This window comes from Phaeobacter sp. SYSU ZJ3003 (assembly GCF_041300735.1).
Classification (GTDB): Bacteria; Pseudomonadota; Alphaproteobacteria; order Rhodobacterales; family Rhodobacteraceae; genus Phycobacter; species Phycobacter gallaeciensis_A.
Genome location: NZ_PXNU01000004.1, coordinates 122,410 through 148,200, shown reverse-complemented (window position 1 = coordinate 148,200; position 25,791 = coordinate 122,410). Strand labels below are relative to the sequence as shown.

The following is a 25,791-nucleotide window of genomic DNA, read 5'->3' as shown; positions in this document are numbered from 1 at the left end:
ATGGTGTTTTGAAAATCGGCTGCGGTCCGTCCCGCGCACGGGGCGGGGCGGCGTCAGTCCTTGCCGCGATAGGGCTCGACGTATTGCAGCGCCATATCCCAGGGGAAGAAGATCCAGGTGTCTTGGCTGACCTCGGTGATAAAGGTGTCCACCATCGGGCGGCCCTTGGGCTTTGCATAAACCGTGGCAAAATGCGCCTTGGGATACATCTGGCGCACCAGTTCAAGGGTTTTGCCGCTATCCACCAGATCATCGATGATCAGGATACCTTCGCCATCACCCATCAGCTCGGCGTCGGGTGCTTTCAGCACCACGGCCTCACCCTGATCCTGGTGGTGGTAGGATTTCACCGAGATCGTATCGACGGTGCGGATATCCAGCTCGCGGCTAACGATCATCGCGGGGGCCATGCCGCCACGGGTGATCGCGACCACGGCACGCCATGCGCCACCGTCAGGTCCCTGACCGTCCAGCCGCCAGGCCAGCGCGCGGCTGTCCCGGTGGATCTGATCCCAGCTGATGTGAAACCCTTTTTCGTGCGGCAGGCGGTCGGTCATCTTGCGATTTGCTCCGGCAATTGTAGCGTCTGATGCGGTGTCATGTGCCGGGCTGCAAAGCAGGCACGATACCAGTGTTGGTCTGACGAGTGCGTCGTTGATATAGCCCCGGGCGCACCATTCAAAATAAAAACAGCACAGGCCCGGGGCAGTTCGTTTATTTGGTAATGTCGGGGGCGTCCACGGCTTTCATGCCGACAACGTGATAACCAGCATCCACGTGCAGATTTTCCCCGGTCACGCCCGATCCGAGGTCCGACAAAAGATACAAAGCGGATTTACCGACGTCCTCGGTTGTAACATTTCGCCGCAGCGGCGAATTGTATTCGTTCCATTTCATAATGTAGCGGAAGTCGCCAATTCCGCTGGCGGCCAGCGTTTTGATCGGACCAGCGGAAATCGCATTTACCCGAATGCCGTCTTTTCCAAGATCTTCGGCCAGATATTTGACCGATGCTTCGAGCGCGGCCTTGGCAACGCCCATCACATTGTAGTGAGGCATAACCTGCTCGGCACCATAGTATGTCAGGGTGAGCATCGAGCCGCCCTCGGACATCAGTTTCTCGGCGCGGCGGGCAACAGCCGTAAAGGAGTAGACCGAGATATCCATGGTCATCTGGAAATTGTCACGGCTGGTATCGACGTAGCGGCCGCGCAGTTCGTTTTTGTCAGAAAAACCAATGGCGTGCACGACAAAGTCCAGCTTGCCCCATTCGTTTTCGAGGCTCTCAAACAGGGCGTCAATCGAGGCTTCGTCGGATACATCGCAGGGCAGAACGATGGAGCTGTTCAGCTGTTCGGCGAGCGGGCCAACGCGCTTTTTCAGGGCTTCGCCCTGGTAAGAAAAGGCAAGTTCGGCACCGGCATCGGCGCAGGCCTTGGCGATCCCCCATGCGATGGATTTGTCGTTGGCCAGGCCCATGATAAGGCCACGTTTGCCGGACAGCAGTTGACTGGGCATGCAGGTTCTCCGCCTGTAAAATATGAACTGAAGGACCTTTAATATGCTCGGGCCGCTGCATCAAGAGAGTACCGGTTGAGGCGCATTGTCAGTTTTGCGGCCCGTTTTGGATGTCGGCCTGCATGGCCGCACATATTTATACGCATAAATCCGCAGCCACCTTGGCTTGTATGCCCAACCAAGGCGGCATAGATTGGCGCGCACAGTTAAGAAGAGGTTTCCATGTCAGAGCGGTCGGGACTATTTGCGGGGGATAACCCCTTTGAACTTGCGCGGGCATGGCTCGCGGAGGCCGAAGAGACTGAGCTCAATGATCCGAATGCGATTGCGCTGTCGACGGTGGATGCTGATGGCATGCCGAATGTCCGCATGGTGCTGCTCAAGGAAATCGAAGATGGCGCTTTTGTCTTCTTCACTAACTACGAAAGCGCCAAGGGGCAGGAGCTGGAGCAGTCCGGCAAGGCCGCCTTCGTGCTGCATTGGAAGAGCCTGCGTCGCCAGATCCGTGTCCGTGGTCATGTGACACGCGAAGACGGTCCGCAGGCAGACGAGTATTACCACTCCCGGTCGCTGAAAAGCAGGCTCGGGGCGTGGGCTTCGCGGCAATCGCGCCCATTGCAGAGCCGTTCGGCCCTGATGGCAGAGGTTGCAAAAATCACGGCCACGAAAGGCCCGAACCCAGACCGGCCGCCATTCTGGGGCGGATTTCGCATCGTTCCGAGCGAAATTGAATTCTGGGCAGATGGGGCTTTCAGGCTGCATGACCGATTTGTCTGGCGCCGAAATACGCCGGATGACGAATGGAGTGTGGTGCGGCTAAACCCTTAATGGGTTAAGCACAAAATAGCATTTTCGTGATAATGGGGAATTTTTTTAACTTGAACTCATATGCGAAAATCGCGCATCAAGCATCGAGAAATCAAATACGACGCGGTGGACGAGATAAGTGGCAGACGATCAAAGCAGTCTCAGGCAAATCCAGGGCATAGTGAAGTGGTTTGACCCGACCAAAGGGTATGGCTTCGTTGTGTCCGACGAGGGTGGTCCCGACATCCTGTTGCACGTGAATGTCCTGCGTAACTTCGGGCAGAGCTCGGTGGCGGACGGGTCCAGCGTAACCGTTCTGACCCACGCGACGGAGCGCGGCGTTCAGGCTGTGGAGGTTGTCGCAATCGTGCCTCCGGCCCGGGATGACGCGCCGGTTCTCAGCGATTTCGTCGATATGGATATCGAGGAGCTGAAAACTCTTCCGTCGCGCCCGGCGCGTGTGAAGTGGTTCGACAAGGGCAAGGGCTTTGGCTTTGCCAACCTGTTCGGCTACGGAGATGACGTCTTCTTGCACGTCGAGGTGTTGCGCCAGTCGGGTCTTGCTGACCTCCAGCCGGGCGAGGCTATCGCGATGCGATCGATCAGCGGTCGGCGTGGCTGCATGGCGGTCGAGGTTCAGGCCTGGGAAGCGGCCATTTCCGAAACCGCATCCGAAGAAGAATAAGATCATGTCGGTGCGCGCCTCTGGAATTGTCCGCTGGGGTGCCGCCATAATGCTGTGCCTTGGTGCAGGTATTGCACAGGCACAGGAGACCTGTGCCCCGGATCGTGTCGATCTTCGCGGCGATTGGGGGCAGGCGTCCTTCTCTGTTGAGATTGCCGATACTGTCGACAGCCGTTCAATGGGGCTGATGCACCGTGAGGACCTGCCGCGGGGGGCGGGGATGCTGTTTGTTTACGAGCATCCTCAAAGGGCGGCTTTCTGGATGAAGAACACGCTGATCCCCCTGGATATCATTTTCCTCGATGAAACCGGCGTGGTGACGTCGGTGCATTCCAATGCCATTCCCCATGATCTGACCCCCATTCCAGGCGGCGACCGGGTGTTTGCGGTGCTGGAAATCAATGGTGGTTTGGCGCGCCGATATGGCATTGGGCCGGGCACCCAGATGCGGCACGAAGTTTTTTCTTCTAATGCGTCTGTTTGGCCCTGTTAGGGCTTTTCAAATCCGTTTCACACCGCTAGGAAAGCGCACGGTCCGGGGCGTGGCGCAGTCTGGTAGCGCACCTGTTTTGGGTACAGGGGGTCGTGAGTTCGAATCTCGCCGCCCCGACCACTTTCTACCTATAAAAATCCCAGCTCTGATCGGTTTGGCCCGGTCAGGGTGACGTCCTTTGGCGGTCAAGTCCAAGGCGGGCGTGCAAGCAGCCAGTTTCACTGAAAGGGCGATCAGGGATCCAGATCTCACTTAGATGTGATCGGGGCGAGGATTAGAATCGCGCAAAATGTGACCCCGAAATGTTGGTGGCCACCAAATCTTGTGTTAACCGATTATTAACCATGTGACGCGAACTGGCGCCACCTGCAGCTGGGTTTTGCCTAACTTGGCACACGATTTCAGCAGATAGACTGTGCGCTTCGTGCAACGTGGCAGGTCGGCGTAAAAAGTCCGCTGCCATGTCTCGGAAGTTGACCGCCCGCGGGTGTTAGTGGAGTCGCCGAGGAAGTGGTGGAGGGGCCGTGAGTAAGGTATTTGCGGCAAACCATTAGTGTTTCGCAAAAAAATACGAGGCTGCCGAAGTGGTGTTGGCAGCTCGGTCAGCCCGCGGGTGCAGTCGGTGAATCGATGAAGCGAACCACGGGCGTTTCCGATTTCACCGGTCAACCAAAAAAATGGTATCTAAGTGGTAAATTTTGCGTTGACCCTCACGGCGTGATTACGCCAAATTGTGGGTGCCAGTTGCTTCGCTACTAAATCTTGTATGTTCTTTGGGCGCTGCAACAAGACTAAACACTAGTAGAGATTCCAAGGACCGGGGCCGGTGTAGGGCTCCCTGGCACGCTTCTGACAGCAGTTGCCGCCTGTTTTCTGTGTTTCTTCATGGCAAGGCTGCGCCGCGACGTGGCCAACAAAAAGACGGGACAGAGCTAATGCGAAGGGGCAGAGCATGAAGATCGAACGGAAGTACACCAAATCTGGTCAGGACGCATATGCGGACCTCGATTTCATCTCGGCTACATCCGAAATTCGAAATCCTGACGGGACCATTGTCTTCCGACTCGAAAACATCGAAGTTCCGGCTGAATGGAGCCAGGTTGCCAGCGATGTCATAGCCCAGAAATACTTTCGCAAAGCCGGTGTTCCGTCCCGCCTGAAGAAAGTCCGGGAAAAGGGCGTGCCAGAATTCCTGTGGCGGTCGGTCCCCGATGGCGATCATGTTGAATTCGTTGGCGAAACCTCTTCCAAACAGGTCTTTGACCGTCTTGCCGGTGGCTGGGCATACTGGGGCTGGAAAGGCGGCTATTTCTCGACCGAGGAAGACGCCCGCGCCTATTACGACGAAATGCGCTATATGCTGGCGTCGCAGCGCGCGGCGCCGAATTCGCCGCAGTGGTTCAACACCGGGCTTCACTGGGCTTATGGCATCGATGGCCCCGCGCAAGGCCACCACTATGTCGATTACAAGACCGGCAAGCTGACCAAATCCGACAGCGCCTATGAACATCCGCAGCCGCACGCCTGTTTCATCCAGTCCGTGTCCGACGATCTGGTGAACGACGGCGGCATCATGGATCTTTGGGTGCGCGAGGCGCGCCTGTTCAAATACGGCTCCGGCACCGGCACCAACTTCAGCCATCTGCGCGGCGAAGGCGAGCCTCTGTCCGGCGGCGGCAAATCTTCGGGCCTGATGGGCTTCCTCAAGATCGGTGACCGGGCAGCTGGCGCGATCAAATCCGGTGGCACTACGCGCCGCGCGGCCAAGATGGTCATCGTCGATGCGGATCACCCCGATATCGAGGATTTCATCCAGTGGAAGGTGATCGAAGAGCAGAAGGTCGCCTCGATCGTTGCGGGTTCGAAGATGCACGAGCAGATGCTGAACGGCATCTTTGCGGCGATCCGCGAATGGGACGGTCTGGAGGCAGACGCCTATGAGCCGAGCAAGAACGAGGGGCTGAAGAAAGCCATTCGCGAAGCGAAAAAGGTCGCGATCCCGGAGACTTATATCAAACGGGTTCTGGATTACGCCAGGCAGGGCCACACTTCGATCGAATTCCCGACCTATGACACCGATTGGGACAGCGATGCCTATTCCTCGGTTTCGGGTCAAAACTCCAACAACTCGATCCGCGTCACCAATGCTTTCCTGCACGCGGTAGAGAAGGACGCCGATTGGGAGCTGATCAACCGCACGGATGGCCGCGTCGCCAAGACCGTCAAGGCGCGTGATCTGTGGGAGAAGGTCGGCCACGCCGCATGGGCCTGTGCCGATCCGGGCATCCAGTTCCATGACACAGTGAATGACTGGCACACATGCCCCGAAGATGGCGAGATCCGCGGATCGAACCCGTGCTCGGAGTATATGTTCCTGGATGACACCGCCTGTAACCTGGCCTCGCTGAACCTCCTGACCTTCCTCAAGGACGGTGAGTTCCAGGCCGAGGACTACATGCATGCCTGCCGCCTGTGGACCCTGACGCTGGAAATCAGCGTGATGATGGCGCAGTTCCCGTCCCAGGAAATTGCGCAGCGGTCTTATGACTTCCGCACGCTGGGTCTGGGATATGCCAATATCGGCGGTCTCTTGATGAACATGGGCTATGGCTATGACAGCGACGAAGGCCGCGCGCTCTGCGGCACGCTCACTGCCATCATGACCGGCGTCGCCTATGCCACTTCGGCCGAAATCTCCTCCGAGCTGGGCCCGTTCCCTGGTTTTGAAAAGAACCGCGACCACATGCTGCGGGTGATGCGCAACCACCGCACTGCCGCCCAGGGGAAGACAACCGGCTATGAAGGGCTGGCGGTGCCGCCGGTGCCGCTGGATCTGAAAAACTGCCCCGATGCACGCCTGACCGATCTGGCCGCGGGCGCCTGGGATGAGGCGCTGGAACTGGGCGAGAAGCACGGCTATCGCAACGCGCAGGCCACCGTGATTGCCCCGACCGGCACCATCGGCCTGGTGATGGATTGCGACACCACCGGGATCGAGCCCGACTTTGCCCTGGTGAAGTTCAAGAAACTGGCCGGTGGCGGCTATTTCAAGATTATCAACCGCTCGGTGCCTGCCGCGCTGGAAGGGCTCGGGTATACCTCGGCCCAGATCGAAGAAATCGTTGCTTATGCCGTCGGCCACGGCACCATCGGCAATGCGCCGGGGATCAACCATACCTCGCTGGCCGGTCACGGCTTTGGCCCCAACGAGCTGGCCAAGATCGACGCCGCGCTGGAAAGCGCCTTTGATGTGCGTTTCGTGTTCAACCAATGGACCCTTGGCGAAGAGTTCTGCACCGGTGTTCTGGGCATCCCGGCGACCAAGCTGAACGACCCGACCTTTGATCTGCTGCGTCACCTGGGCTTTACCAAGGCCGATATCGAGGCGACCAACGATCACGTCTGCGGCACCATGACCTTGGAGAACGCGCCGCACCTGAAGGAAGAGCACTATCACATCTTCGATTGCGCCAACCCCTGCGGCAAGAAGGGCAAGCGCTACCTGAGCGTTGACAGCCACATCCGCATGATGGCGGCGGCGCAAAGCTTTATCTCGGGCGCGATCTCCAAGACGATCAACATGCCCAACGATGCCACCATCGAAGACTGCCAGAAGGCCTATGAGCTGTCCTGGTCGCTGGGTGTGAAAGCAAACGCGCTCTATCGTGACGGGTCCAAGCTGAGCCAGCCGCTGGCGGCTGCGCTGGTCGAGGGCGACGATGAGGCGGCGGAGATCCTGGAAAGCGGTAGCCAGCAGGAAAAGGCCGTCACCCTGGCCGAGAAGATCGTCGAAAAAGTGGTCATCAAGGAAGTGGTGAAATCGCACCGCACCAAGATGCCCCAGCGCCGCAAAGGCTATACCCAGAAGGCGGTTGTCGGCGGGCACAAGGTCTACCTGCGCACCGGCGAGTATGAAGACGGCAACCTTGGCGAGATCTTCATCGACATGCACAAGGAAGGCGCTGGCTTCCGGGCGATGATGAACAACTTTGCCATCGCCGTCTCTGTTGGCCTGCAATACGGCGTGCCGCTGGAAGAGTTCGTCGATGCCTTCACCTTCACCAAGTTCGAACCGGCGGGCATGGTGCAGGGCAACGACAGCATCAAGAACGCAACCTCGATCCTCGACTATGTTTTCCGCGAACTGGCGGTCAGCTACCTGGATCGCACCGACCTCGCGCATGTGAAACCCGAAGGCCCCGCATTCGATGATATCGGTCGCGGTGAGGAAGAGGGCGTCTCCAACGTCACCGAGCTGAGCGAAAGCGCCGCAACCCGTTCGCTGGAGGTGCTGAAGCAGATCTCCTCGACCGGGTACTTGCGCAAGCGTCTGCCGCAGGAACTTGTGGTGCTGAACGGCGGGCAGACCGTGCTGGACGGGATCGCGCCGCTTGGCACCGGTGCTGACCCGGTGACTGCGCTGCAAACACTGGTGCCGGAGGTGACTGAAAGCGCAACGGTGACGGAAACGGCTTCGGTTACGGTGACCGGCATGGACGCCCGCACCAAGGCCAAGATGCAGGGCTACGAGGGCGAGGCCTGCGGTGAATGCGGCAACTACACGCTGGTGCGCAACGGCACCTGCATGAAATGCAACACCTGCGGCGCCACTTCGGGCTGCAGCTGAGACCAGATCGGGGGCGAGTGCGCTCGCCCTGGACGCCAAGAAGGCCCAGGCAAAAAAACGCGGGCGGTACACTAATGAGCCTGATTGGCGAAACTCGCCCCCTCCGCATCGGAGGGGGCTTTTTCCTGTTGGGTATCCGTTTCCCCGTTCTGCCGCTTGGCCTTGGCGCGGCTCTTTGCTAGGCCAAGAGCGCAGTCCACCAAGCCCCGGAGAAACGCCATGCCTGCCATAAGTATCTGCATTCCGGCCTATGGCATGGGGGGCAAGGGTGCAGAGTATCTGGCTCAGTCGCTGGAGATCCTGACAGGGCAAAGCTTTCGTGATTTCGAGGTTGTCGTTTCGGACCAATCCGATGACACGGCGGTGGCAGATGTCTGCGCCGCTTTCTCGGATCGTCTGACCATACGCCACATCTGGAACCACGATGCACCACGGCAGGCATCGGCCAATGTGAACAATGCCCTGGATCACGCATCCGGTGATATCGTCAAAGTGCTTTTTCAGGACGATTTCCTGAATGGAAGCCGTGCCTTGGGTGATATTGTTGAAGCGATGGATGCGGGGGGCGACTGGCTGTTGTGTGGCTCGGGTATCAGCCGCAATAGCGGGTCGGTTGAACGCCCCATGGTGCCGCGACTGACTGAGAAGTTGCAGTTTGGCAAAAACACCGTCTCAAGCCCATCGGTGCTGGCAATGCGGCGCAGCCGTATGCAGCGGTTTGATGAAAACCTGATCTGGCTGATGGATGTGGACCTCTACAAACGGCTGTGGGATGCGCTTGGCGATCCGGTGATCCTGCCGCAGACCCTGGTGGTGAACCGGATACACGAGGGGCAGGTCAGCGCCAGCGTCTCAAAATCGCTGCGCCAAAAAGAACTGCGCTATGTCCGCCAGAAATTCGCCGCCTCCACATCCCTTTCAGGTTATCTTGAATACCTGCGCCAAAGGATCAAGGCTCTCTAGAGTTTCGGGCCAGTAGTTGGTGCAGACGCCCGGTATCCTTTTTGAAATCCTGTGTTTCGTGGGAGTTCATCTGGAAATGCTGCAAAACCTCACGGTCGTACAGGTTGTGCCTTCCTGTCAAAATGCAAAACAATTTGATGGCACGCTCGAACGCATGCCCGGACGGGCGGCTGTTTCCCATCGCAAGGCCAAGCGGCGTAAACCAACGCACGAAATCGGACAGCGTATCGCGGCGCATAGCCACGTTGTTTGTGGCAGGCCAGTTCTTGTCGGTTGCTGAGGCCATGTGGCTGCGCAGGATCGGTTTGATGTCAAACCCATACACCTTCTTCACGGCCTCACGCAGGGGCGCGTAACCCATGTTGTCACGGATAAAATTCCGATCTGCCATGGGGACAGGGCTATATCCCAGCACCGCGTCTGGATCGGTTTGAAGCTGGGACAGCGTGGCGCTGGAGAAACTTTCGCTTACGGTTACATCGTATTGAATCAGCGCGACAAATTCCGTCAGGGGGACAGCGTTATTGATGCAGGCGTACCAAGACGTGAAGTCTACTAGGAATTTGAAATCCTCAATATTGTCAGCCTGTTCCCGGGCAATGATGACGCGATCCATGGCGCGAACCTTGTCTACCGGCCCTTTGCCTACGAACATATAGGTGACAGGGCACCCAATCGTTTGGAATTTGTTCTCAGCTTCATACTGCAGAAGAAGGTCCTGATCGTGGATGGTCACGATTGCGGATAATTGGGAGGGAGGTGTCATCGTATGCTCCAACAGGGCGCTGCTTTCTCCGCAGCGGACGCTCCCCTATATGGACCATTCGACAGCCCAACACTAGGTGCGAGCACCGGAATGCCTGAGACACTCAGGTGCTCGCGCTGTGTCAACTGGGCAAATGGATGGGGAACCGCTCCCTTATGACCCGGTCCAGATCCAGGGGAAGGCGCGCCGGGCTTCGGCGTGACAGGATCTCCTCCTTCCGCTCCCGTGCCTTGCGCAACAGATCCGGCTTCCCCTTTTCCTCCCACTCCTTGGGGGAGGTGCGATCCCCAAGGGTTGGATAGACATGGTCGGCTTGCATCCGTGACAGGGTTTGCGCCGTTCCAAGGTAGTGACCACTGCCGCCAAGGCAAACCTCGGCGATTTGATCAAGCGCCAGGGTTTCATCTGTCACCTCGATCCCCCGCACGCAGCGCAGGGCCTGACCGATCAGATCATCGCCAAGGATCAGGGATTCGTGGCAGAACCCCAGCAGAGATGCGTGCATTCCGGCGGCCTCATATACCATGTTGAGGCCGGAAAGACCGGCCATGACGTTGGAGCACATCTGCTCCCATCCCGCCTGCATGTCGGGCAATTTTGCATCCGCGATCCCCGCCGCCGCGCCGCCGGGCAGGCCGTAAAAACGGTGCATCTGCGCACAGCCCGCCGTCAGCAACGCCTGTTCACCCGATCCGCCGGTCATAGCGCCGGTGCGCAGGTCGAGTCCGAATGGCCAGGTGCCAAAAATTGCAGGATGTCGGGGGCTTACGGCGTTGACGTAAACCAGGCCTGCCAGGCATTCGGCCACTGCCTGCACGATGGCACCAGCCACGGTTGATGGCGCAGTGGCCCCGGCCATTCCCGCCGACAGCAGCAAGACAGGAACGCCATGGCGAATGCATTCCTCCATCACCAGACAGCTTTCAGTGGCGAATTTCATCGGCGGCACCACAAAGCAGTTGGAATTGGAGACAAAGGGGCGTTCGCGCCATTTCTCCTCGCCACCTGCGATCATGTGCAGCATTTCCACGGCGGGCGCGACAAAACTCGCGTCGGTGAATGAGGTGCCGATGTGTTTGAAGGTACCAGAACAGCAAGCGTAGATGGTGTTAAGGTCAAGTTCGCGGCTGTCAGTGATGTCCCGGGCCACCATGGGGCGCTGTACGAAATGGATATTGTCAAGCGCGTCGCAGATCCGGGCGGCGTCATGCAGGTCCTGCAAGGTGGACTCGCGATAGGCGCGGCCGTCGACGTCAACCATATGGACCGCTGCGCCCGCCGTTCCGTAGTGCACCCGGGTGCCGGAGAGGTTTAGGTCGGTCTGCCCGTCGCGGCTGAACAGGGTGACGGATCGGTTGGCGCGGGCCAGGGTATCTTCGACCAAGGCGCGGGGAAAGCGCAGGCGCCCGTCGCTGCCCAGCGTGCAGCCCGCAGCGGTCAGGTAATTAATTCCACTTTGTGGGGCGTCGGCAAGGCCGATCCGCTCCAGCGCGTCCAGCGCAGCGTGGTGGATTTTCTCCACATCGGCCTGTGACAGGGGCGAATAGGCGCCGCCGGACATACCGGGGCGGATGGGACGGAGGGCGCGGTCCAGCGGCGCGGCGCGCGCGGCGCGGCGCGCCGCACGCCCACCGCTGCGTAAATTGGTGCGGATTGTCGGATCAGAAGTCATGGAAAATCCTGTGGATAGATAGGGTTACCTTCTTTTGTTAAGCGGATAACCCGATCTTGGCCGACCGCGCGCCGCAAGACCCCGCGCGGCGCCGATGGTGCGCCAGACCAGACTGACCAAGCATTGCTCCTCCTGCATCCGTGCGCCCTCCTTTCACGGTTTCAGGATGGCAGCGCGACAAGGCAAAACTATCGTGTTTGCGACCGATGTGAAAAAAACGTCATCTATTTCACGAGCGCGCTCGGACGATGGAGGGGTGCGCGGGGGCGCCGCGCAAGGGCTGGGGAATGTTCTGGAAATTTTACGGTGGGAAAGTAGCGCGCTTTCAAAACGTTATAACGAGGCGGTGATTTTGCGGGGGAATGGCCACAGCACACGCGATACGGGAACAAAGTGTTAAGAGATTTTTGACAAGCTGGATCACGGGGATGCCGCGCCATCACTGGCGTAAAATACCGCACCGATACGGGTGCGAAAACAGGACCGAAACAATGTCAGGGGTTTTCCAGCTTCATCATTTCAGCACCAGTGTCATCGGGGCGATGACCGGGCTTGCGCTGGCCATTCCCGCAGCGGCGGGGGATTGGTCCACCTCCTTTGTGGCACGCTCTCTGGGGCAGGCGGGATCAGGCGGTATTGGTGCATATGTCTCTCGGTCGGGGCTGCAGTCAAACGGGGCTGCCACGCTGCAGGCTGGGTTCGATCATGACTATGGTGAGCTTGTCCTTGGTGGCACGGTCCGGCAGGGCGGCGGTCTGGATATTACCGGTCTTGGCGGTCAGTCGGACAGTCAGCAGCTGCATCTGCGGGCCGGATATGATTTTGGCGATGCCCTTGGCTATGTCACGCTGGGCGAGGTTCAGCACGGTGCGTCCTCTGGTCTGGCGCCGAGCCAGGTCTTTGGTCTCGGGTTGCGGGTCTCGGTGAACCGTGTGTTGCAGATGACCGGCGAATTTCTGCACCATGATGTTGATCCTGCGGCCGCGCAGGCGGGAAAGGGCGGCGATATCCTTTCGGTGCGGGCCGCCTTCCGGTTTTGAAGGCGGCACCGGGTCTCCAAAGGGTTGGCGAGACCATGGGCAGAAAGAGCTAGCATAGCATTGCGAAATGCTTGGCGGCGGGGCCGGGGCGTGCTAACAGCCATCCCATGACCAGAACCGCCGCGCCTATCTCCATTAGCTGCTGCATTACCTGCTGCATAACCTGCTGAATTTCACAGCGGGCTGGTTTCTGTCGTTCCCTTCCAACTGACAACTTGCTAAGCCCGCGCTGCGCCCCCGTGCGCCTGGCCTTGAGCCCTACACGCCCGTGCCTGTCAAAGGAGCTGTCATGACGACGACCGATACAGTGACCCAACCGGTGATCAAACTGCACAACACGAAGACCCGCAAGAAAGAGGTCTTCACTCCGATCGATCCGGAAAACGTGCGGATGTATGTCTGTGGTCCCACGGTCTATGATCGGGCGCATCTGGGCAACGCACGGCCTGTCGTAGTGTTCGACGTGCTCTACCGGCTGCTGCGGTACGTCTATGGCGCCGATCACGTGACCTATGCGCGCAATTTCACCGACGTGGATGACAAGATCAACGCCCGCGCTGCCGAAAGCGGTCGTGCGATCAGTGAGATCACCGCCGAGACGACCCAGTGGTTCCTGGATGACATGGGCGCCCTTGGCGCGCTGGAGCCGAACCACATGCCGCGGGCAACGGAATATATTCCCCAGATGGTCGCAATGATCGAGGATCTAATCGCCAAGGGCCACGCCTATGCCGCCGAAGGGCATGTGCTTTTCGCCGTCGACAGCTGGCGCGAGGGCTACGGCAAACTGTCTGGCCGTTCGGTCGACGACATGATCGCGGGCGCCCGGGTGGAGGTTGCACCTTACAAGAAGAACCCGATGGATTTCGTTCTGTGGAAACCGTCAACCGATGATCTGCCCGGTTGGGACAGCCCCTGGGGCCGCGGACGCCCCGGCTGGCATATCGAATGCTCGGCTATGGCTGACGATCTTTTGTGGAAACGGCCCCTTGAAGAGGGGAAGTTGTCAGAAAACGCGTTGAAGTTCCCACATGTGATCGACATTCACGGCGGCGGCAACGATCTGATGTTCCCGCATCATGAGAACGAGATCGCACAAAGCTGCTGTGCGCATGGCAATGAAGTTTTTGCGCACTACTGGCTGCACAATGAGATGCTGCAGGTCGAGGGCAAGAAGATGTCGAAATCGCTCGGTAACTTCTTCACCGTGCATGATCTGCTGGAGCAGGGCATTCCGGGTGAGGTGATCCGGTTTGTCTTCCTGTCGACCCACTATCGCAAACCGATGGACTGGACCGAGAAGAAGGCAAAGGAAGCTGAGAAGACCTTGCGCAAGTGGTACGCTCAGGCGGCAGAGGCCCTTCCCGGCAGGCAGCCGGAACTGCATGTCGTTGAGCTCCTTGCGGATGATATCAACACCCATGGCGTTCTGGCGGAGTGCCACCAATATTCACAGGCCGGAGATGTGGCTGCGCTACGCTCTAGCATGGAACTGCTTGGATTGCTGGGCGATAATGTTCCGGACTGGGTGAAGGCACCTGACGTGGATCTGTCTGCGCATGAGACGCGGCTGTTCGAGGCCCGTCAAACTGCCATGGAAAGCAAGGACTTCTCTGAAGTGGATCGTCTGAAAAGTGCCTATACGGGCGCAGGACTAGAAGTCCGGATGAGCAAGACAGGCGTCGAACTGGTACCGGGGCCGGGGTTTGATCCGGCCAAGCTGGACGAGATCTGATCCGACCCGCCCGGAGCCGCGCTCCGGGCAGCGCCCGACCCGCCCCATGGGCGGGCGCTTTACGCCCACCCCGGGCCGGGCGCCGCCCGGTGAACACAACGAGGCAGGAATGAGCAAAGAACGTCTCTACCTTTACGACACCACGCTGCGCGATGGGCAGCAGACGCAGGGCGTGCAGTTCTCGACCGCGGAAAAACAACAGATCGCCAAGGCGCTGGATGATCTGGGGATCGATTACATTGAGGGAGGCTGGCCCGGCGCCAATCCGACCGACAGTGCCTTTTTCGAGGTGGCGCCGAAAACCCGCGCGCGACTGGCGGCCTTTGGAATGACGAAACGGGCAGGGCGCTCGGCTGCCAATGACGATGTTCTGGCGGCAGTGATGAACGCGGGAACCGATACGGTCTGCCTGGTGGGCAAATCGCATGACTACCACGTGACGGCCGCGCTTGGCATCACGCTGGAGGAGAACCTTGAGAATATCGGCGCCTCGGTGGCGCATATCGTGGCCGAGGGACGCGAGGCGCTGTTTGACGCCGAACATTTCTTTGATGGCTACAAGGATAATGCGGAGTATGCGCTGGCCGCCTGCCGTGCCGCGCTGGATGCGGGGGCGCGCTGGGTGGTTCTGTGCGACACTAACGGCGGTACCATGCCCGCCGAGGTCTATCGCATCGTGACCGAGGTGATCGCGGCAGGCATTCCCGGGGAGCGCCTTGGCATCCATACGCACAACGACACGGAAAACGCGGTGGCCTGTTCGCTGGCGGCCGTGGATGCGGGCGTGCGGCAGGTGCAGGGCACGCTGAATGGGCTGGGCGAACGCTGTGGCAATGCCAATCTGACGACGCTGATCCCCTCGCTGCTGCTAAAGGACCCCTACGCCAGCCAGTTCGAGACCGGCGTCAGCCTTGAGGCGCTGACCGGCCTCACGCAACAAAGCCGGATGCTGGATGATATCCTCAACCGGGTGCCGATGAAGCAGGCGCCCTATGTCGGGGCCTCGGCCTTTGCCCATAAGGCGGGTCTGCACGCCAGCGCGATCCTGAAGGATCCGTCGACCTATGAGCATATCCAGCCTGAACTGGTGGGCAACGCGCGCATCATTCCCATGTCCAATCAGGCCGGTCAGTCGAACCTGCGCAAGCGGCTGACCGACGCCGGGCTGAACGTGGAAAAGGGCGATCCGGCACTGGCACGGATCCTTGACCGGATCAAGGCGCGCGAGGATGAAGGATACTCCTACGATACGGCGCAGGCCTCGTTCGAGCTGCTGGCGCGCGAGGAGCTGGGGCAACTGCCGACGTTTTTTGAGGTGAAGCGCTACAAGGTCACGGTTGAGCGGCGCAAGAACAAGTACAACAAGATGGTGAGCCTCTCAGAGGCGGTCGTTGTCGTTAAGGTGGATGGCGAAAAACGCCTGTCGGTCAGCGAATCCATGGATGAAACCGGCAGCGACCGCGGCCCGGTGAACGCGCTGGCGAAGGCGCTGGCCAAGGATCTGGGGCGTTACTCCGAGGTGATCGACGATATGCGTCTGGTGGACTTCAAGGTGCGCATCACTCAGGGCGGCACCGAAGCGGTGACGCGTGTGGTGATCGACAGCGCCGACAATCAGGGCCGCCGCTGGTCCACGGTCGGCGTCAGCCCGAACATCATCGACGCCTCTTTCGAGGCGCTGCTGGATGCGATCCGCTGGAAGCTGATACGCGACTGCGCGCCGGAAGCATGATGGAAGCGCTGATCCGGGCGGCGGCTATCGGTCTGGCCATCACGGCGGTGCTGCCCTTTGCTTTGATCCTGTCGCAGAGGCCTGCAGATATGCTGCCTGCGGCGCAGGAAAAGGGGCTGGATTTCTCTGCGGTCTCTGCGGGGCCGGACATGCCAGAGCCGGAGACCGTTCCGATGCGGGATGGCTATCCGCTGCAGGTGCGCAGCTTCGACAACGGCGTCGGGCCGCTGGTAGTCATGGTGCATGGTTCCGGCTGGAATGGGCTGCAATATGCCACGCTTGCACCGCAGATCGCAGGACATGTTCTGGTGCCGGATCTGCGCGGGCACGGAGCCGCCCCCGGGCGGCGCGGCGATGTGGAGTATATTGGCCAGCTGGAGGATGACCTTGCGGACCTGATCGCAGCCCGCGTGCAACCGCGGCAGAAAGTTGTTCTGCTCGGGCATTCCTCGGGCGGCGGGCTGGTGGTGCGCTTTGCCGGGGGGCAACATGGGGGCATGGTGGACCGCGCCGTTCTTCTGGCGCCGTTCCTGAAGTATGACGCCCCGACAACCCGCAAGAATTCGGGCGGATGGGCGCAGCCGCTGACGCGCCGGATCATCGGGCTTTCGATGCTGAATGCCTTGGGGATCACGTGGTTCAATCACCTGACCGTAATCCAGTTCGCGATGCCGAAACAGGTTCTGGACGGACCGCTGGGGCATCTGGCGACGACGGAATATTCCTATCGGCTCAACACCTCATACGCACCGCGAAGCGACTATCTGGCGGACATTAGGGCTCTTCCGGAGTTCTTTGTAATGGCAGGGGAAAAGGATGAAGCCTTTGTCGCGGAGGGCTATGAGCCACTGATGGCGCCAGTGACGCACCGGGGGAGCTATCGCATCATTCCGGGTGTCGGCCATCTTGGCATCGTCGATGCGCCGGAAACTGCAATGGCCGTGAAGGAGTTCCTAGATGGAGTTTGACGACGATCTGAAAGGCTGCGCCGAGTTGGTCCGGCAGGGCGATCCGGACCGCTTCATGGCGACCATGGCGGCGCCCGTTGCAGCGCGTCCGCTTCTGTTCGCGCTTTATGCCTTCAATCTTGAACTCTCCCGCGCGCCCTGGGCCAGCCAGGAAAGCATGATCGCCGAGATGCGGGTGCAGTGGTGGCGCGATGTCGGCGCCGAAATCGCGGAAGCGAAGCCGGTACGCCGTCACTATGTGGCGACCCCGCTGGGGCGGCTGCTGCGGCCCGACCTGGCGAAAGAGATCGACGCCATGGCCGAGGCGCGGCGCTGGGACATTTATCGCGATCCGTTCGAGGACGAGGCGGCGTTCGATACCTATATCGATGCCACTTCGGGCAGCCTGTTGTGGATGGCGGCGGCCTCATTGGGGGATGCGGAGGAAGAAACCGTGCGCGCCTTTGGGCGCGGGATGGGCATTGCCAACTGGCTGCGCGCGATCCCCGAGCTGGAGAAACAAAAGCGCGTGCCGCTGCTGGACGGCACACCAAAGGGCGTGCAGCAGCTGGCGGAAAAGGGATACCAATACCTTGAGCAAGCGCGGCGGTCGCGTGGTAGCGTGTCGGGTGCAGCGGCGCCGGCGATGCTGGCGGGCTGGCAGGCGCGCAGCATTCTGAAACAGGCAATGCGCGAGCCGGAGCGGGTGGCTGCAGGTGCGCTTGGCACCAGCGAGTTCCGCCGCCGTAGCGGGTTGATGATGCGGGCCGCGCTGGGGCGCTGGTAGACGGGCGCGTTTGAGGCGGTAGGTCTTTGTAATCGAACAAAAAAAGCCGCCCACTGGGCGGCTTTTGTGTTTTTGGTTGGGCAGCGCCGTCAGACCCGCTTGGGCCGCAGAGCGAGCCAGACCAGTGCGCCACCTGCCAGCACCAGGAAGGGGGCCATTGCCATGTTGACCGCGCTCCAGCCATCCACCGGCGAGCCGCCCGAACAGTTCATCAGACCGCCCGAGGCGAGCGAAGCCATGGTGACACCGCCAAAGACTAAAAGGTCGTTCAGACCCTGCATCCGGCCACGTTCGTGCGGCTCATGCGCGCCTGCCAGCATGGTGGTCGCGCCGATAAAGCCGAAGTTCCAGCCGACACCAAGCAGGACAAGCGCGATGAAGAAGTTGCCGAGGTCGACGCCTTGCAGCGCCACAGCGCCCGCGCCGGCCAGAATGACCAGACCGGCGGCAACGATCTTTTCCACGCCGAAACGCGCGATCAGGTGACCGGTAAAGAAGGAGGGCACATACATCGCCAGGACGTGAGAGGTCACCACATCGGCGGCGTTGCCTTCGGTATAGCCGCAGCCAACCACGGCCAGCGGGGTCGAGGTCATCACGAGGTTCATCAGCGCGTAGGAAACCATTGCACAGATCACCGCCACCGCGATCACCGGGGTTTTCAGCAGCTCGATACGGCTGCGGCCCTTGGGGGCGTCATGGCTGGGGACCGGCGGTTTCGGGATGTTCAGGAACAGAAACAGCGCCGCGCCCACAACGTTGACCGCTATCACCGCCATATAGGTGCCGAAGAAGGGGATGACGAAGGCCTGGCTGGTCGCCTTGACCAGCTGTGGGCCGATGATGGCCGACAAAAGCCCGCCCGCCATCACGTAGGAAATCGCCTTGGGACGGAACTCTTCGGACGCGGTATCGGCGGCGGCAAAGCGGTAGAAACCATGCGCGCTCATGTAGACGCCGGTCAGAAGGCTGCCGAGCAGGAACACAGGGAATGAGCCGAGATAGAGACCATAGGCGCCAACGATGCCGCCAAGCGCTCCGAACAGCGCTCCGGTAAAGAAGCCCGCGCGGCGGCCCCAGCGTTGCATGATCGCCGAAATCGGCGTTGCTGCCATCATCGACCCGGCGACGATCAGTGAGATCGGCAAAGTGGCGAAACAGGGGTTGGAGGCCAGCGACTGCCCCGCGAGGCCGCCAATGGTAAAGATCATCGGCATCTGAGCGCCGAGGAAGGCCTGCGCCATCACGAGAATGGCAACATTCTTCTTGGCGACTCTGTCGTCGGTGGGGGTGGTCATGGTCTGTGTCATGTGGGATGCGTAACCCTGAATGTGAGCGGGAACAAGACGCCAGGCGCGCCTCATCGGGCGTCCGTCGGCAGTTTTGTGAAAATTAACAGATGAAGGAAACGTGACGTGGCGTCACACACAGATACAGAGAGCCGTGTAGTCACGGATAACGGGGTTGGACGGATCATTCACAGCGATGCATGCGTTACCGAAGGCGCGGAATGGCTGGCGGCGCAGCACCCACGCTTTGCCGATGCGTTGGCCCAGATCGAAACTTTGCCACTGCGGCGCCATCCTGATGGTTTTGCGGAGTTGTTGAATGCCATCGTGGGCCAGCAGCTCAGCATTGCTTCGGCGGCCTCGATCTGGACCCGGATGTCCAATGCGGGGCTGACCGAACCGGATGCGATCATCGCGGCCAGCGACGAGGAAATGCGCGCAGCCGGGCTTAGCCGTCAAAAGGTCCGATATGCGCGGGCTTTGGCGGAGGCCTCTATCGATTTCAATGCCTTGCGGAGTAAACCGGATGCGGAAGTCGTGGCGATCCTGACCGAAGTTTCCGGCATCGGGGTCTGGACTGCGGAAATCTATGCAATGTTTGCGCTAGGGCGGGCGGATGTCTTCGCGCCCGGCGATCTGGCCTTGCAGGAGGGCGCGCGGCTGTTGTTCGATCTGCCGGAACGTCCCAAGGAACGCGCCTTGCGCAAAATGGCCGAAGACTGGTCGCCCTGGCGCGCGGTTGCGGCACGGGTTCTCTGGGCCTATTACCATGTGAAGAAGGACAGGGAAGGGATCCGATGACTCGTGTATTGACTGCTGGCCGCAAAGAGCCGCTTTCCGGCTCAACCCGCTCGGTTGTGGTGTTTCTGCATGGCTATGGCGCCAATGGAGCCGACCTGCTGGGGCTGGCTGATCCGCTGGCCGAGCACCTGCCGGACACGCTGTTCGTGGCGCCTGATGCGCCCGAAAACTGCGCCGGGGCGCCGATGGGCTATCAGTGGTTCCCGATCCCCTGGATCGATGGCTCCTCCGAAGAAGAAAGCATGCGCGGCATGCAGGCCGCCGTCGAGGATCTGAATGCCTTCCTCGACGCGCTGATGGTGGATGAGGACGTACTGCCCGAGCAGGTGGTGCTGTTCGGCTTCTCGCAAGGCACCATGATGAGCCTGCACGTGGCACCGCGCCGCGAGGATCCGGTGGCCGGGATCGTTGCCTTCTCTGGCCGTCTGCTGAGCCCGGATACCTTCAAGGACGAGGTGGTCAGCCGGATGCCGGTGCTGCTGGTGCATGGTGATGCGGATGACGTGGTCCCTGTGCAATCCCTGCCCGAGGCCGCCGAGGCGCTGCAGGAAGCCGGGTTTCAGGATGTGTTTGCCCATATTCAAAAGGGCACCGGCCATGGCATTGCCCCCGACGGGCTGAGCGTCGCGCTGGCCTTCATGCGGGACAAGCTGAGCCTCTGACCGGCGCGGACGCCGAACAGGAAGAATTCAGTACGGGCGGCGAGGCTTTCGGGGCTTGCCGCCCGTTTTCTTTTGATCGGTGTCTTTGGCTTTTTCCTTGGCCCGTCTCGCCTGCGCCCGGCGGTTGGGTAGCTGCGCCGGTTTGGGCCGCCCCGGCACCTTTGGCGGTTCCAGATCTTCCCATTTGGCCTGCGCCAGCCCATCCAGGGTCCAGGCGCCAATGGCATAACGGATCAGCCGCAAGGTGGGGTGACCGACCCCAGCGGTCATCCGGCGGACCTGCCGGTTGCGCCCCTCGGTAATGGTCAGCTCGATCCATGTATCGGGCACCGATTTGCGCACCCGGATCGGGGGAGTGCGTGCCCAGAGGCCCGCAGGTTCATCAATCCGCCGCGCCTTGGCGGGTTTGGTCAACCCGTCTTTCAACTCCACCCCCTGCCGCAGGGCCTGCAGCGCGGCCTCATCCGGCGTGCCTTCGACCTGCACCCAATAGATCTTTGCCATCTTGTTGCGCGGATCGCTGATCCAGGCCTGAAGGCGGCCATTGTCGGTCAGCAGCATCAATCCCTCGCTGTCGCGATCCAGACGGCCAGCGGGGTAAACGCCGGGGCAATCGATGAATTCGCTCAGCGTCTTGCGGGGCCCCCCTTCGGTGCTGCGGTCGGTGAACTGCGGCAGAACGTCAAAGGGTTTGTTAAAGCGGATAAGTCGGGTCATGGCGCCGCAATAGGCCTCGCGTTTGAAAGGCGCAAGTTTCTTGAGCAGGCCCGTCACCTGCCTGTCACGGAATCGGCCTATGCCTGCCTTCGAGATGTTGTAGCGCGCAAGGGGCTTGCCAGCTTTCTACCGCGATATATAGTTAATCTCAGACTGGGGCGGGTTCCCCGCTCTGGTGTCAGGTAACGGGCAGGCAGGGCGAGGAAGACGTTTAGAATGGACGGCGATTTCAGAACAGACTTTGTACGGGACCCCGGGGCGCTGAAACAGCACCCGGCCTTGGTACTGAATGCGGACTACCGGCCGCTTTCCTATTATCCGCTGTCCCTGTGGCCGTGGCAGGATGCGGTCAAGGCAGCCTGGCTGGACCGGGTGGCGATCGTGGCAGAGTATGACACCGTGGTGCATAGCCCGAGCACGCAGATCCGAATACCGTCGGTTGTCGTCCTCAAAGATTATGTCAAACCTCAAAAGCGCGTGGCCTTCACGCGCTTTAATTTATTTCTGCGGGACGAATTCTGCTGTCAGTACTGTGGCGCGCGGGGGGATCTGACCTTCGACCATGTGGTGCCCCGCGCCGCGGGTGGCGTGACCAGCTGGGAAAACGTTGTCGCGGCCTGTTCTAGATGCAACCTGCGCAAGGGGTCAAAATCGCTGCACCGGGCCGGGATGCACTTGCGCAAGGCGCCCAAACGCCCCGGCGCCGAGGAGTTGCGCAACATCGGGCGCAAGTTCCCACCCAACCATCTGCACGACAGCTGGATGGACTTCCTATATTGGGATTCCGAACTCGAAGCCTGAGCTGCCGTTTATGCGGGGTGCGCGGTTCCGGCCCGTTGCAGCATGCCGAACAGATCGCGCGGATCGTCCGGGTCTGCCAGCATGTCGAGTTCGATGAAGAATTCGCTGCCCTTGATCTGGTCGCGGATATACCGCAGGGCACTGAAATCCTCGATGGCGAAACCGACGCTGTCGAACAGGGTAATCTGCCGGTCGTCCCGGCGTCCTTGCTTTTGGCCGGTGATCACCTGCCACATTTCGGTGACTTCGAAATCCTCGGGCATTTGCTGGATCTCGCCTTCGATGCGGGTTTGCGGTGGGAATTCCACAAAGACATCCGACCGGGACAGGATACCAGCCGCCAGTTCCGTCTTGCCGGGGCAGTCACCGCCGATGGCGTTGATGTGTACGCCGGGGCCGACCATATTGTCGCTGAGGATAGTGGCGTATTGTTTGTCCGCGGTGCAGGTGGTGAGGATCTGCGCGCCTTCGATGGCCTCTTCGGGGGTTTTGCATTTCACCACTTCAAGACCGCAGCCCGCCAGATTACGGGCGCATTTTTCGGTGGCATTGGGATCCTGATCATAAAGGCGCACGGATTTCAGGCCGCAGATCGCCTTCATCGCCAGGGTCTGGAATTCCGACTGGGCGCCATTGCCGATCATCGCCATGGTGTGAGCGTCCTTTGGTGCCAGGTATTTCGCCACCATGGCCGAGGTCGCCGCCGTGCGCAGTGCCGTCAGCATCGTCATTTCCGTCAGGAGCACCGGATAGCCGGTATAGACATCCGCCAAGAGCCCAAAGGCGGTCACGGTCTGCAGCCCCTCCGAGGTGTTCTTGGGGTGGCCATTGACGTATTTGAATCCGTATGCCTCCCCATCCGAGGTGGGCATCAGCTCGATCACACCCACGTCCGAATGGCTTGCCACGCGCGGGGTCTTGTCGAACAGCTCCCAGCGGCGGAAGTCCTCTTCGACATAGGCGGCAAGGTCGCGCAGCATGTTTTCCACGCCGGTGTGATGGATCAGGCGCATCATGTTGTCGACGCTGACAAAAGGCACCATGGCTTTGGCGGAAGGATTGAGGTTGGTCATTGGTAGCTCCGTGTGGGGCGGTCAAAGACGCGGCGGCCCAGGGCCGAGGCGCAGAGATCGACCATCAGATGCGCGGTGCGGCCGCGTTCATCGAGGAAAGGGTTGAGTTCGACAAGGTCGAGCGAGGTCATCAACCCGGAATCATGCAGCATTTCGCAGATGAGATGCGCTTCGCGCACCGTGGCGCCGCCGGGCACCGTGGTGCCCACCGCCGGGGCGACAGAGGGGTCGAGGAAATCCACATCCAGAGACACGTGCAGCATGCCGTTCTGGGCTGCCACATGGTCCAGAAACGCGGCCAAGGGGCCGGTGATACCGTTTTCGTCAATGTCGCGCATGTCGTGGCGCCGGATCTGGCTGCCTTCCAAAGCCTGCCGCTCGGACGTATCAACAGACCGCAGGCCGAACATGCAGACGTTCTCCTCGGGCACCGGGTTCTTTACAGCTGGAAACCCGTCAAAGCCTTCGCGACCGGTGAAATAGCCAACCGGCGTGCCGTGCAGATTGCCACTGTCGGTGGTTTGCGGTGTGTGGAAATCGGTATGTGCATCCAGCCACAGCACGAATTGCGGCCGGTTCTGCCGGGCGGCGTAATTGGCCACACCGATGACCGAGCCAAGGGACAGCGCGTGATCACCGCCAAGGAAAATTGGCAAGCCTTGCTCCATTGCGGATGCAGCAGCATCGCGGAGCGCGCTGGTCCAACCGATGGTCTGGTTCAGCGAGAACAGCCGCGAGTTCGCCTCGTCCGGCGGGTGCGCTGCGGGTGTCACCGTGCCAAGGTCCGTCACCTGATGGCCCAGATCGGTCAAGGCCGTGGACAATCCGGCGGTGCGATAGGCATCGGGTCCCATCAGGCAGCCGGCGCGACGTTTTCCACTGTCTACCGGCGCGCCGATCAGAATGCAGTTCTGTGTGCTCACGGGGGAAGGATCTCCATCACGATTGTGTCGAGCCTTCAGGGGAGCTCCAATTCGGGGTGGATTGAAGTCAGTATTTTGACCATAATGCGTAGCAATTTCACGTAATGGAGGTAAGTTTGGACAAAACGGATGAACGGCTGATCGCGGCGCTGCGCCACAATGCACGGGCGTCCCTGTCCGATCTTGCGCTGGAGCTGAACCTGTCACGCACCACGGTGCGGGCGCGCATCGAACGGCTACAGACGCGGGGGGACATCCTGGGGTTTACCGTTGTCCTGAAGGAGGACGTGCTGCGGGATCCGGTGCGCGGCTTGATGATGATCGGGATCGAGGGACGCGGTGCCAGCCGGATCACGCGGCAACTGCATGGTCTGCCAGAGGTGCGTGCAATCCACACAACAAATGGGCGTTGGGACCTGATCGTGGAACTTGGCACGGAAACGCTGGAGACGCTCGACTCTGCTCTTGCGAAGATCCGTAACTTTGATGGGGTGTCGACCAGCGAAACCAATCTGTTGCTGGCCACCAAGAAAGAGACCTGAGTGGGGCAGGGCGGGGGCGCCACCCGTTGCCGTTTCGTCCTGCTCAGCGACGCTGCCGCGCGGCCGCGATCCAGATCAGCATCAGCCCGGCAGAAATCACCGCGTTCCAGCCGGCCATCGACAGGCCAAACATCTCCCACGGGATTTCATCGCAGCGTACCATCGGCGCGGCCATGATCTGCTCCATCAACTGATCAGGTGTCAGCCCGGTAATCGATCCCGAGGTGCAGGCGCTCGGTCCTTCCCACCAGCCCTGTTCGACACCGGCGTGATAGGCCCCGATGGTTGAGGTCGCCAGCGCTGCCAACGCGCCGAGGTAGGGGAAGAATGCACCTGGGATCAGGATTGCCAGCGCCCCGATGCCAACGGCGGCGGCATGCGGATAACGCTGCCAGTAGCACATTTTGCACGGCGGCATTTCACCGATGTACTGAAAGCCAAAGGCCCCCAGCAAAAGGGCAGCGGATCCGCCTGCTGCAATCAGGATCAGGAAAGTTCTGAACGTCATAGGTATCTCACCACAAGAAAGCCGCAGAAAAGAAGCACGACAAAGGCCGTGAAAACAAGACCGAGCCGCCGCTCGATAAAGGCGCGTACCGGCGCGCCGAACAGGCGCAGCAGCGCCGCAACCGCGAAAAACCGCAGCGATCGCGCGAGGATAGAGGTTGCAACGAAGGTCACCAGCGGCATGCCGGTCCAGCCGGACATGATGGTGATCACCTTGAACGGGAATGGCGTGATGCCCGCGCCCAGAACCGCCCAGAAGCCAAAGTCGTTGAACCGGGAGTTAAAGGCCTCCATGGCATCCGCCTTACCCATCATCTCAAGGATGGGCTGACCGATGCCTTCGTAGAAGAAGGCACCGATGGCATAGCCCAGAAGCCCGCCCAGAACCGAAGAGACCAGCGCCACCAGGGCAATCAACCAGGCCCGCGAGGGGCGCGCCAGAATCATCGGGATCATCAGCACATCTGGCGGGATCGGAAAGACCGAACTTTCGGCAAAAGAAACGATGGCCAGCCACCACAGCGCCCGCGGATGATCCGCCAGCGCCATCGTGCGATCATATAGCCTGCGTAACATTGACCATCCGCCGTTATCCCCTGTGGCGCCGAGGTTGCACGCAGGCGCGGCAAGGTCAACATGCGGGTGGGGACTGAGAGGCGTTTGCACAGAATTATGCCATGGGGCCGCGTTTGGCTCTGGACCTC

24 protein-coding genes and 1 tRNA gene are annotated in these 25,791 nt (G+C 60.4%); 15 read left to right on the top strand and 10 right to left on the bottom strand.

Annotated elements, in window-relative coordinates:
• Positions 1–53: 53 nt before the first annotated feature.
• Positions 54–557 carry a xanthine phosphoribosyltransferase gene (gpt, locus tag C6W91_RS03645; protein WP_065270164.1) on the bottom strand — a complete coding sequence of 168 codons (504 nt, stop codon included), beginning with the start codon at positions 555–557 and terminating at the stop codon, positions 54–56.
• A gap of 157 nt (positions 558–714) precedes the next feature.
• Entirely contained in the window at positions 715–1,518 is an 804-nt protein-coding gene (gene fabI, locus C6W91_RS03640; RefSeq protein WP_274828035.1) for an enoyl-ACP reductase FabI, read from the bottom strand.
• A 222-nt stretch (positions 1,519–1,740) separates the two neighbouring features.
• Between fabI and pdxH the strand changes: the two genes are divergently transcribed.
• From pdxH to C6W91_RS03610, 6 genes are all read left to right on the top strand, one after another.
• Positions 1,741–2,346 (top strand): pyridoxamine 5'-phosphate oxidase, encoded by a 606-nt coding sequence (gene pdxH / locus C6W91_RS03635; protein ID WP_065270166.1) that lies wholly within the window; start codon positions 1,741–1,743, stop codon positions 2,344–2,346.
• Positions 2,347–2,464: 118 nt separating this feature from the next.
• Positions 2,465–3,010 (top strand): cold-shock protein, encoded by a 546-nt coding sequence (locus C6W91_RS03630; RefSeq protein ID WP_370570438.1) that lies wholly within the window; start codon positions 2,465–2,467, stop codon positions 3,008–3,010.
• 4 nt (positions 3,011–3,014) lie between these two features.
• Positions 3,015–3,503, top strand: a complete 489-nt coding sequence (locus C6W91_RS03625; RefSeq protein ID WP_370570437.1) for a DUF192 domain-containing protein — start codon at positions 3,015–3,017, stop codon at positions 3,501–3,503.
• Positions 3,504–3,546: 43 nt separating this feature from the next.
• Positions 3,547–3,623, top strand: a tRNA-Pro gene (locus C6W91_RS03620).
• Positions 3,624–4,455: 832 nt separating this feature from the next.
• Entirely contained in the window at positions 4,456–8,130 is a 3,675-nt protein-coding gene (locus tag C6W91_RS03615) for a vitamin B12-dependent ribonucleotide reductase (RefSeq protein ID WP_274867511.1), read from the top strand.
• A 219-nt stretch (positions 8,131–8,349) separates the two neighbouring features.
• Positions 8,350–9,093: a glycosyltransferase gene (locus C6W91_RS03610; RefSeq protein ID WP_274867510.1), complete on the top strand. Its 744-nt coding sequence runs from the start codon at positions 8,350–8,352 to the stop codon at positions 9,091–9,093.
• Here the strand turns inward: C6W91_RS03610 and C6W91_RS03605 are convergent.
• Complete coding sequence (locus C6W91_RS03605; protein WP_274867509.1) at positions 9,080–9,859, bottom strand: hypothetical protein; 780 nt, start codon at positions 9,857–9,859, stop codon at positions 9,080–9,082. The genes C6W91_RS03610 and C6W91_RS03605 overlap by 14 nt on opposite strands.
• Before the next feature lie 121 nt (positions 9,860–9,980).
• Entirely contained in the window at positions 9,981–11,531 is a 1,551-nt protein-coding gene (locus tag C6W91_RS03600; protein ID WP_370570436.1) for a trimethylamine methyltransferase family protein, read from the bottom strand.
• Between the two features lie 491 nt (positions 11,532–12,022).
• On the opposite strand from C6W91_RS03600, the gene C6W91_RS03595 reads away from it, so the two are divergent.
• The 5 genes from C6W91_RS03595 to C6W91_RS03575 all read left to right on the top strand — a co-directional run bounded on the left by C6W91_RS03595 (position 12,023) and on the right by C6W91_RS03575 (position 17,772).
• Positions 12,023–12,571, top strand: a complete 549-nt coding sequence (locus C6W91_RS03595) for a hypothetical protein (RefSeq protein ID WP_274867507.1) — start codon at positions 12,023–12,025, stop codon at positions 12,569–12,571.
• 289 nt (positions 12,572–12,860) lie between these two features.
• Positions 12,861–14,306 carry a cysteine--tRNA ligase gene (gene cysS / locus C6W91_RS03590; RefSeq protein ID WP_274867506.1) on the top strand — a complete coding sequence of 482 codons (1,446 nt, stop codon included), beginning with the start codon at positions 12,861–12,863 and terminating at the stop codon, positions 14,304–14,306.
• 109 nt (positions 14,307–14,415) lie between these two features.
• Positions 14,416–16,038, top strand: a complete 1,623-nt coding sequence (gene cimA / locus C6W91_RS03585; RefSeq protein ID WP_274867505.1) for a citramalate synthase — start codon at positions 14,416–14,418, stop codon at positions 16,036–16,038.
• Entirely contained in the window at positions 16,038–17,006 is a 969-nt protein-coding gene (locus tag C6W91_RS03580) for an alpha/beta fold hydrolase (protein WP_274867504.1), read from the top strand. The genes cimA and C6W91_RS03580 overlap by 1 nt, the downstream gene beginning before the upstream one ends.
• The gene (locus C6W91_RS03575; protein WP_274867503.1) at positions 16,996–17,772 is read left to right on the top strand and encodes a squalene/phytoene synthase family protein; all 777 of its coding nucleotides are present in this window, start codon (positions 16,996–16,998) and stop codon (positions 17,770–17,772) included. Before C6W91_RS03580 ends, C6W91_RS03575 begins: the two co-directional genes overlap by 11 nt.
• An 89-nt stretch (positions 17,773–17,861) precedes the next feature.
• Here C6W91_RS03575 and C6W91_RS03570 read toward each other — a convergent pair whose 3' ends face one another.
• The gene (locus C6W91_RS03570) at positions 17,862–19,082 is read right to left on the bottom strand and encodes an MFS transporter (protein WP_274828046.1); all 1,221 of its coding nucleotides are present in this window, start codon (positions 19,080–19,082) and stop codon (positions 17,862–17,864) included.
• A 105-nt stretch (positions 19,083–19,187) separates the two neighbouring features.
• Between C6W91_RS03570 and C6W91_RS03565 the strand changes: the two genes are divergently transcribed.
• Complete coding sequence (locus tag C6W91_RS03565) at positions 19,188–19,862, top strand: DNA-3-methyladenine glycosylase (protein WP_274828047.1); 675 nt, start codon at positions 19,188–19,190, stop codon at positions 19,860–19,862.
• Entirely contained in the window at positions 19,859–20,524 is a 666-nt protein-coding gene (locus C6W91_RS03560; RefSeq protein ID WP_065270179.1) for an alpha/beta hydrolase, read from the top strand. Before C6W91_RS03565 ends, C6W91_RS03560 begins: the two co-directional genes overlap by 4 nt.
• A gap of 27 nt (positions 20,525–20,551) precedes the next feature.
• On the opposite strand, the gene C6W91_RS03555 is transcribed toward C6W91_RS03560, so the two are convergent.
• On the bottom strand, positions 20,552–21,241 hold the full coding sequence (locus tag C6W91_RS03555; protein WP_274867637.1) for a pseudouridine synthase: 690 nt from the start codon (positions 21,239–21,241) through the stop codon (positions 20,552–20,554).
• Between the two features lie 216 nt (positions 21,242–21,457).
• On the opposite strand from C6W91_RS03555, the gene C6W91_RS03550 reads away from it, so the two are divergent.
• Positions 21,458–22,042 carry an HNH endonuclease gene (locus C6W91_RS03550; protein WP_065270180.1) on the top strand — a complete coding sequence of 195 codons (585 nt, stop codon included), beginning with the start codon at positions 21,458–21,460 and terminating at the stop codon, positions 22,040–22,042.
• A gap of 8 nt (positions 22,043–22,050) precedes the next feature.
• Here the strand turns inward: C6W91_RS03550 and C6W91_RS03545 are convergent, their stop codons facing one another.
• Both C6W91_RS03545 and rocF read right to left on the bottom strand, forming a co-directional pair.
• Positions 22,051–23,115 carry an ornithine cyclodeaminase gene (locus C6W91_RS03545; protein ID WP_274867502.1) on the bottom strand — a complete coding sequence of 355 codons (1,065 nt, stop codon included), beginning with the start codon at positions 23,113–23,115 and terminating at the stop codon, positions 22,051–22,053.
• Positions 23,112–24,038: an arginase gene (gene rocF / locus C6W91_RS03540; protein WP_274867501.1), complete on the bottom strand. Its 927-nt coding sequence runs from the start codon at positions 24,036–24,038 to the stop codon at positions 23,112–23,114. The genes C6W91_RS03545 and rocF overlap by 4 nt, the downstream gene beginning before the upstream one ends.
• 116 nt (positions 24,039–24,154) lie before the next feature.
• On the opposite strand from rocF, the gene C6W91_RS03535 reads away from it, so the two are divergent.
• On the top strand, positions 24,155–24,580 hold the full coding sequence (locus C6W91_RS03535) for an Lrp/AsnC family transcriptional regulator (RefSeq protein WP_274832187.1): 426 nt from the start codon (positions 24,155–24,157) through the stop codon (positions 24,578–24,580).
• A gap of 43 nt (positions 24,581–24,623) precedes the next feature.
• Here C6W91_RS03535 and C6W91_RS03530 read toward each other — a convergent pair whose 3' ends face one another.
• Together C6W91_RS03530 and C6W91_RS03525 are read right to left on the bottom strand one after the other, a co-directional pair.
• Complete coding sequence (locus C6W91_RS03530) at positions 24,624–25,088, bottom strand: disulfide bond formation protein B (RefSeq protein WP_065270183.1); 465 nt, start codon at positions 25,086–25,088, stop codon at positions 24,624–24,626.
• Positions 25,085–25,663 (bottom strand): YqaA family protein, encoded by a 579-nt coding sequence (locus C6W91_RS03525; RefSeq protein WP_274867500.1) that lies wholly within the window; start codon positions 25,661–25,663, stop codon positions 25,085–25,087. The genes C6W91_RS03530 and C6W91_RS03525 overlap by 4 nt, the downstream gene beginning before the upstream one ends.
• Positions 25,664–25,791 lie beyond the last annotated feature (128 nt).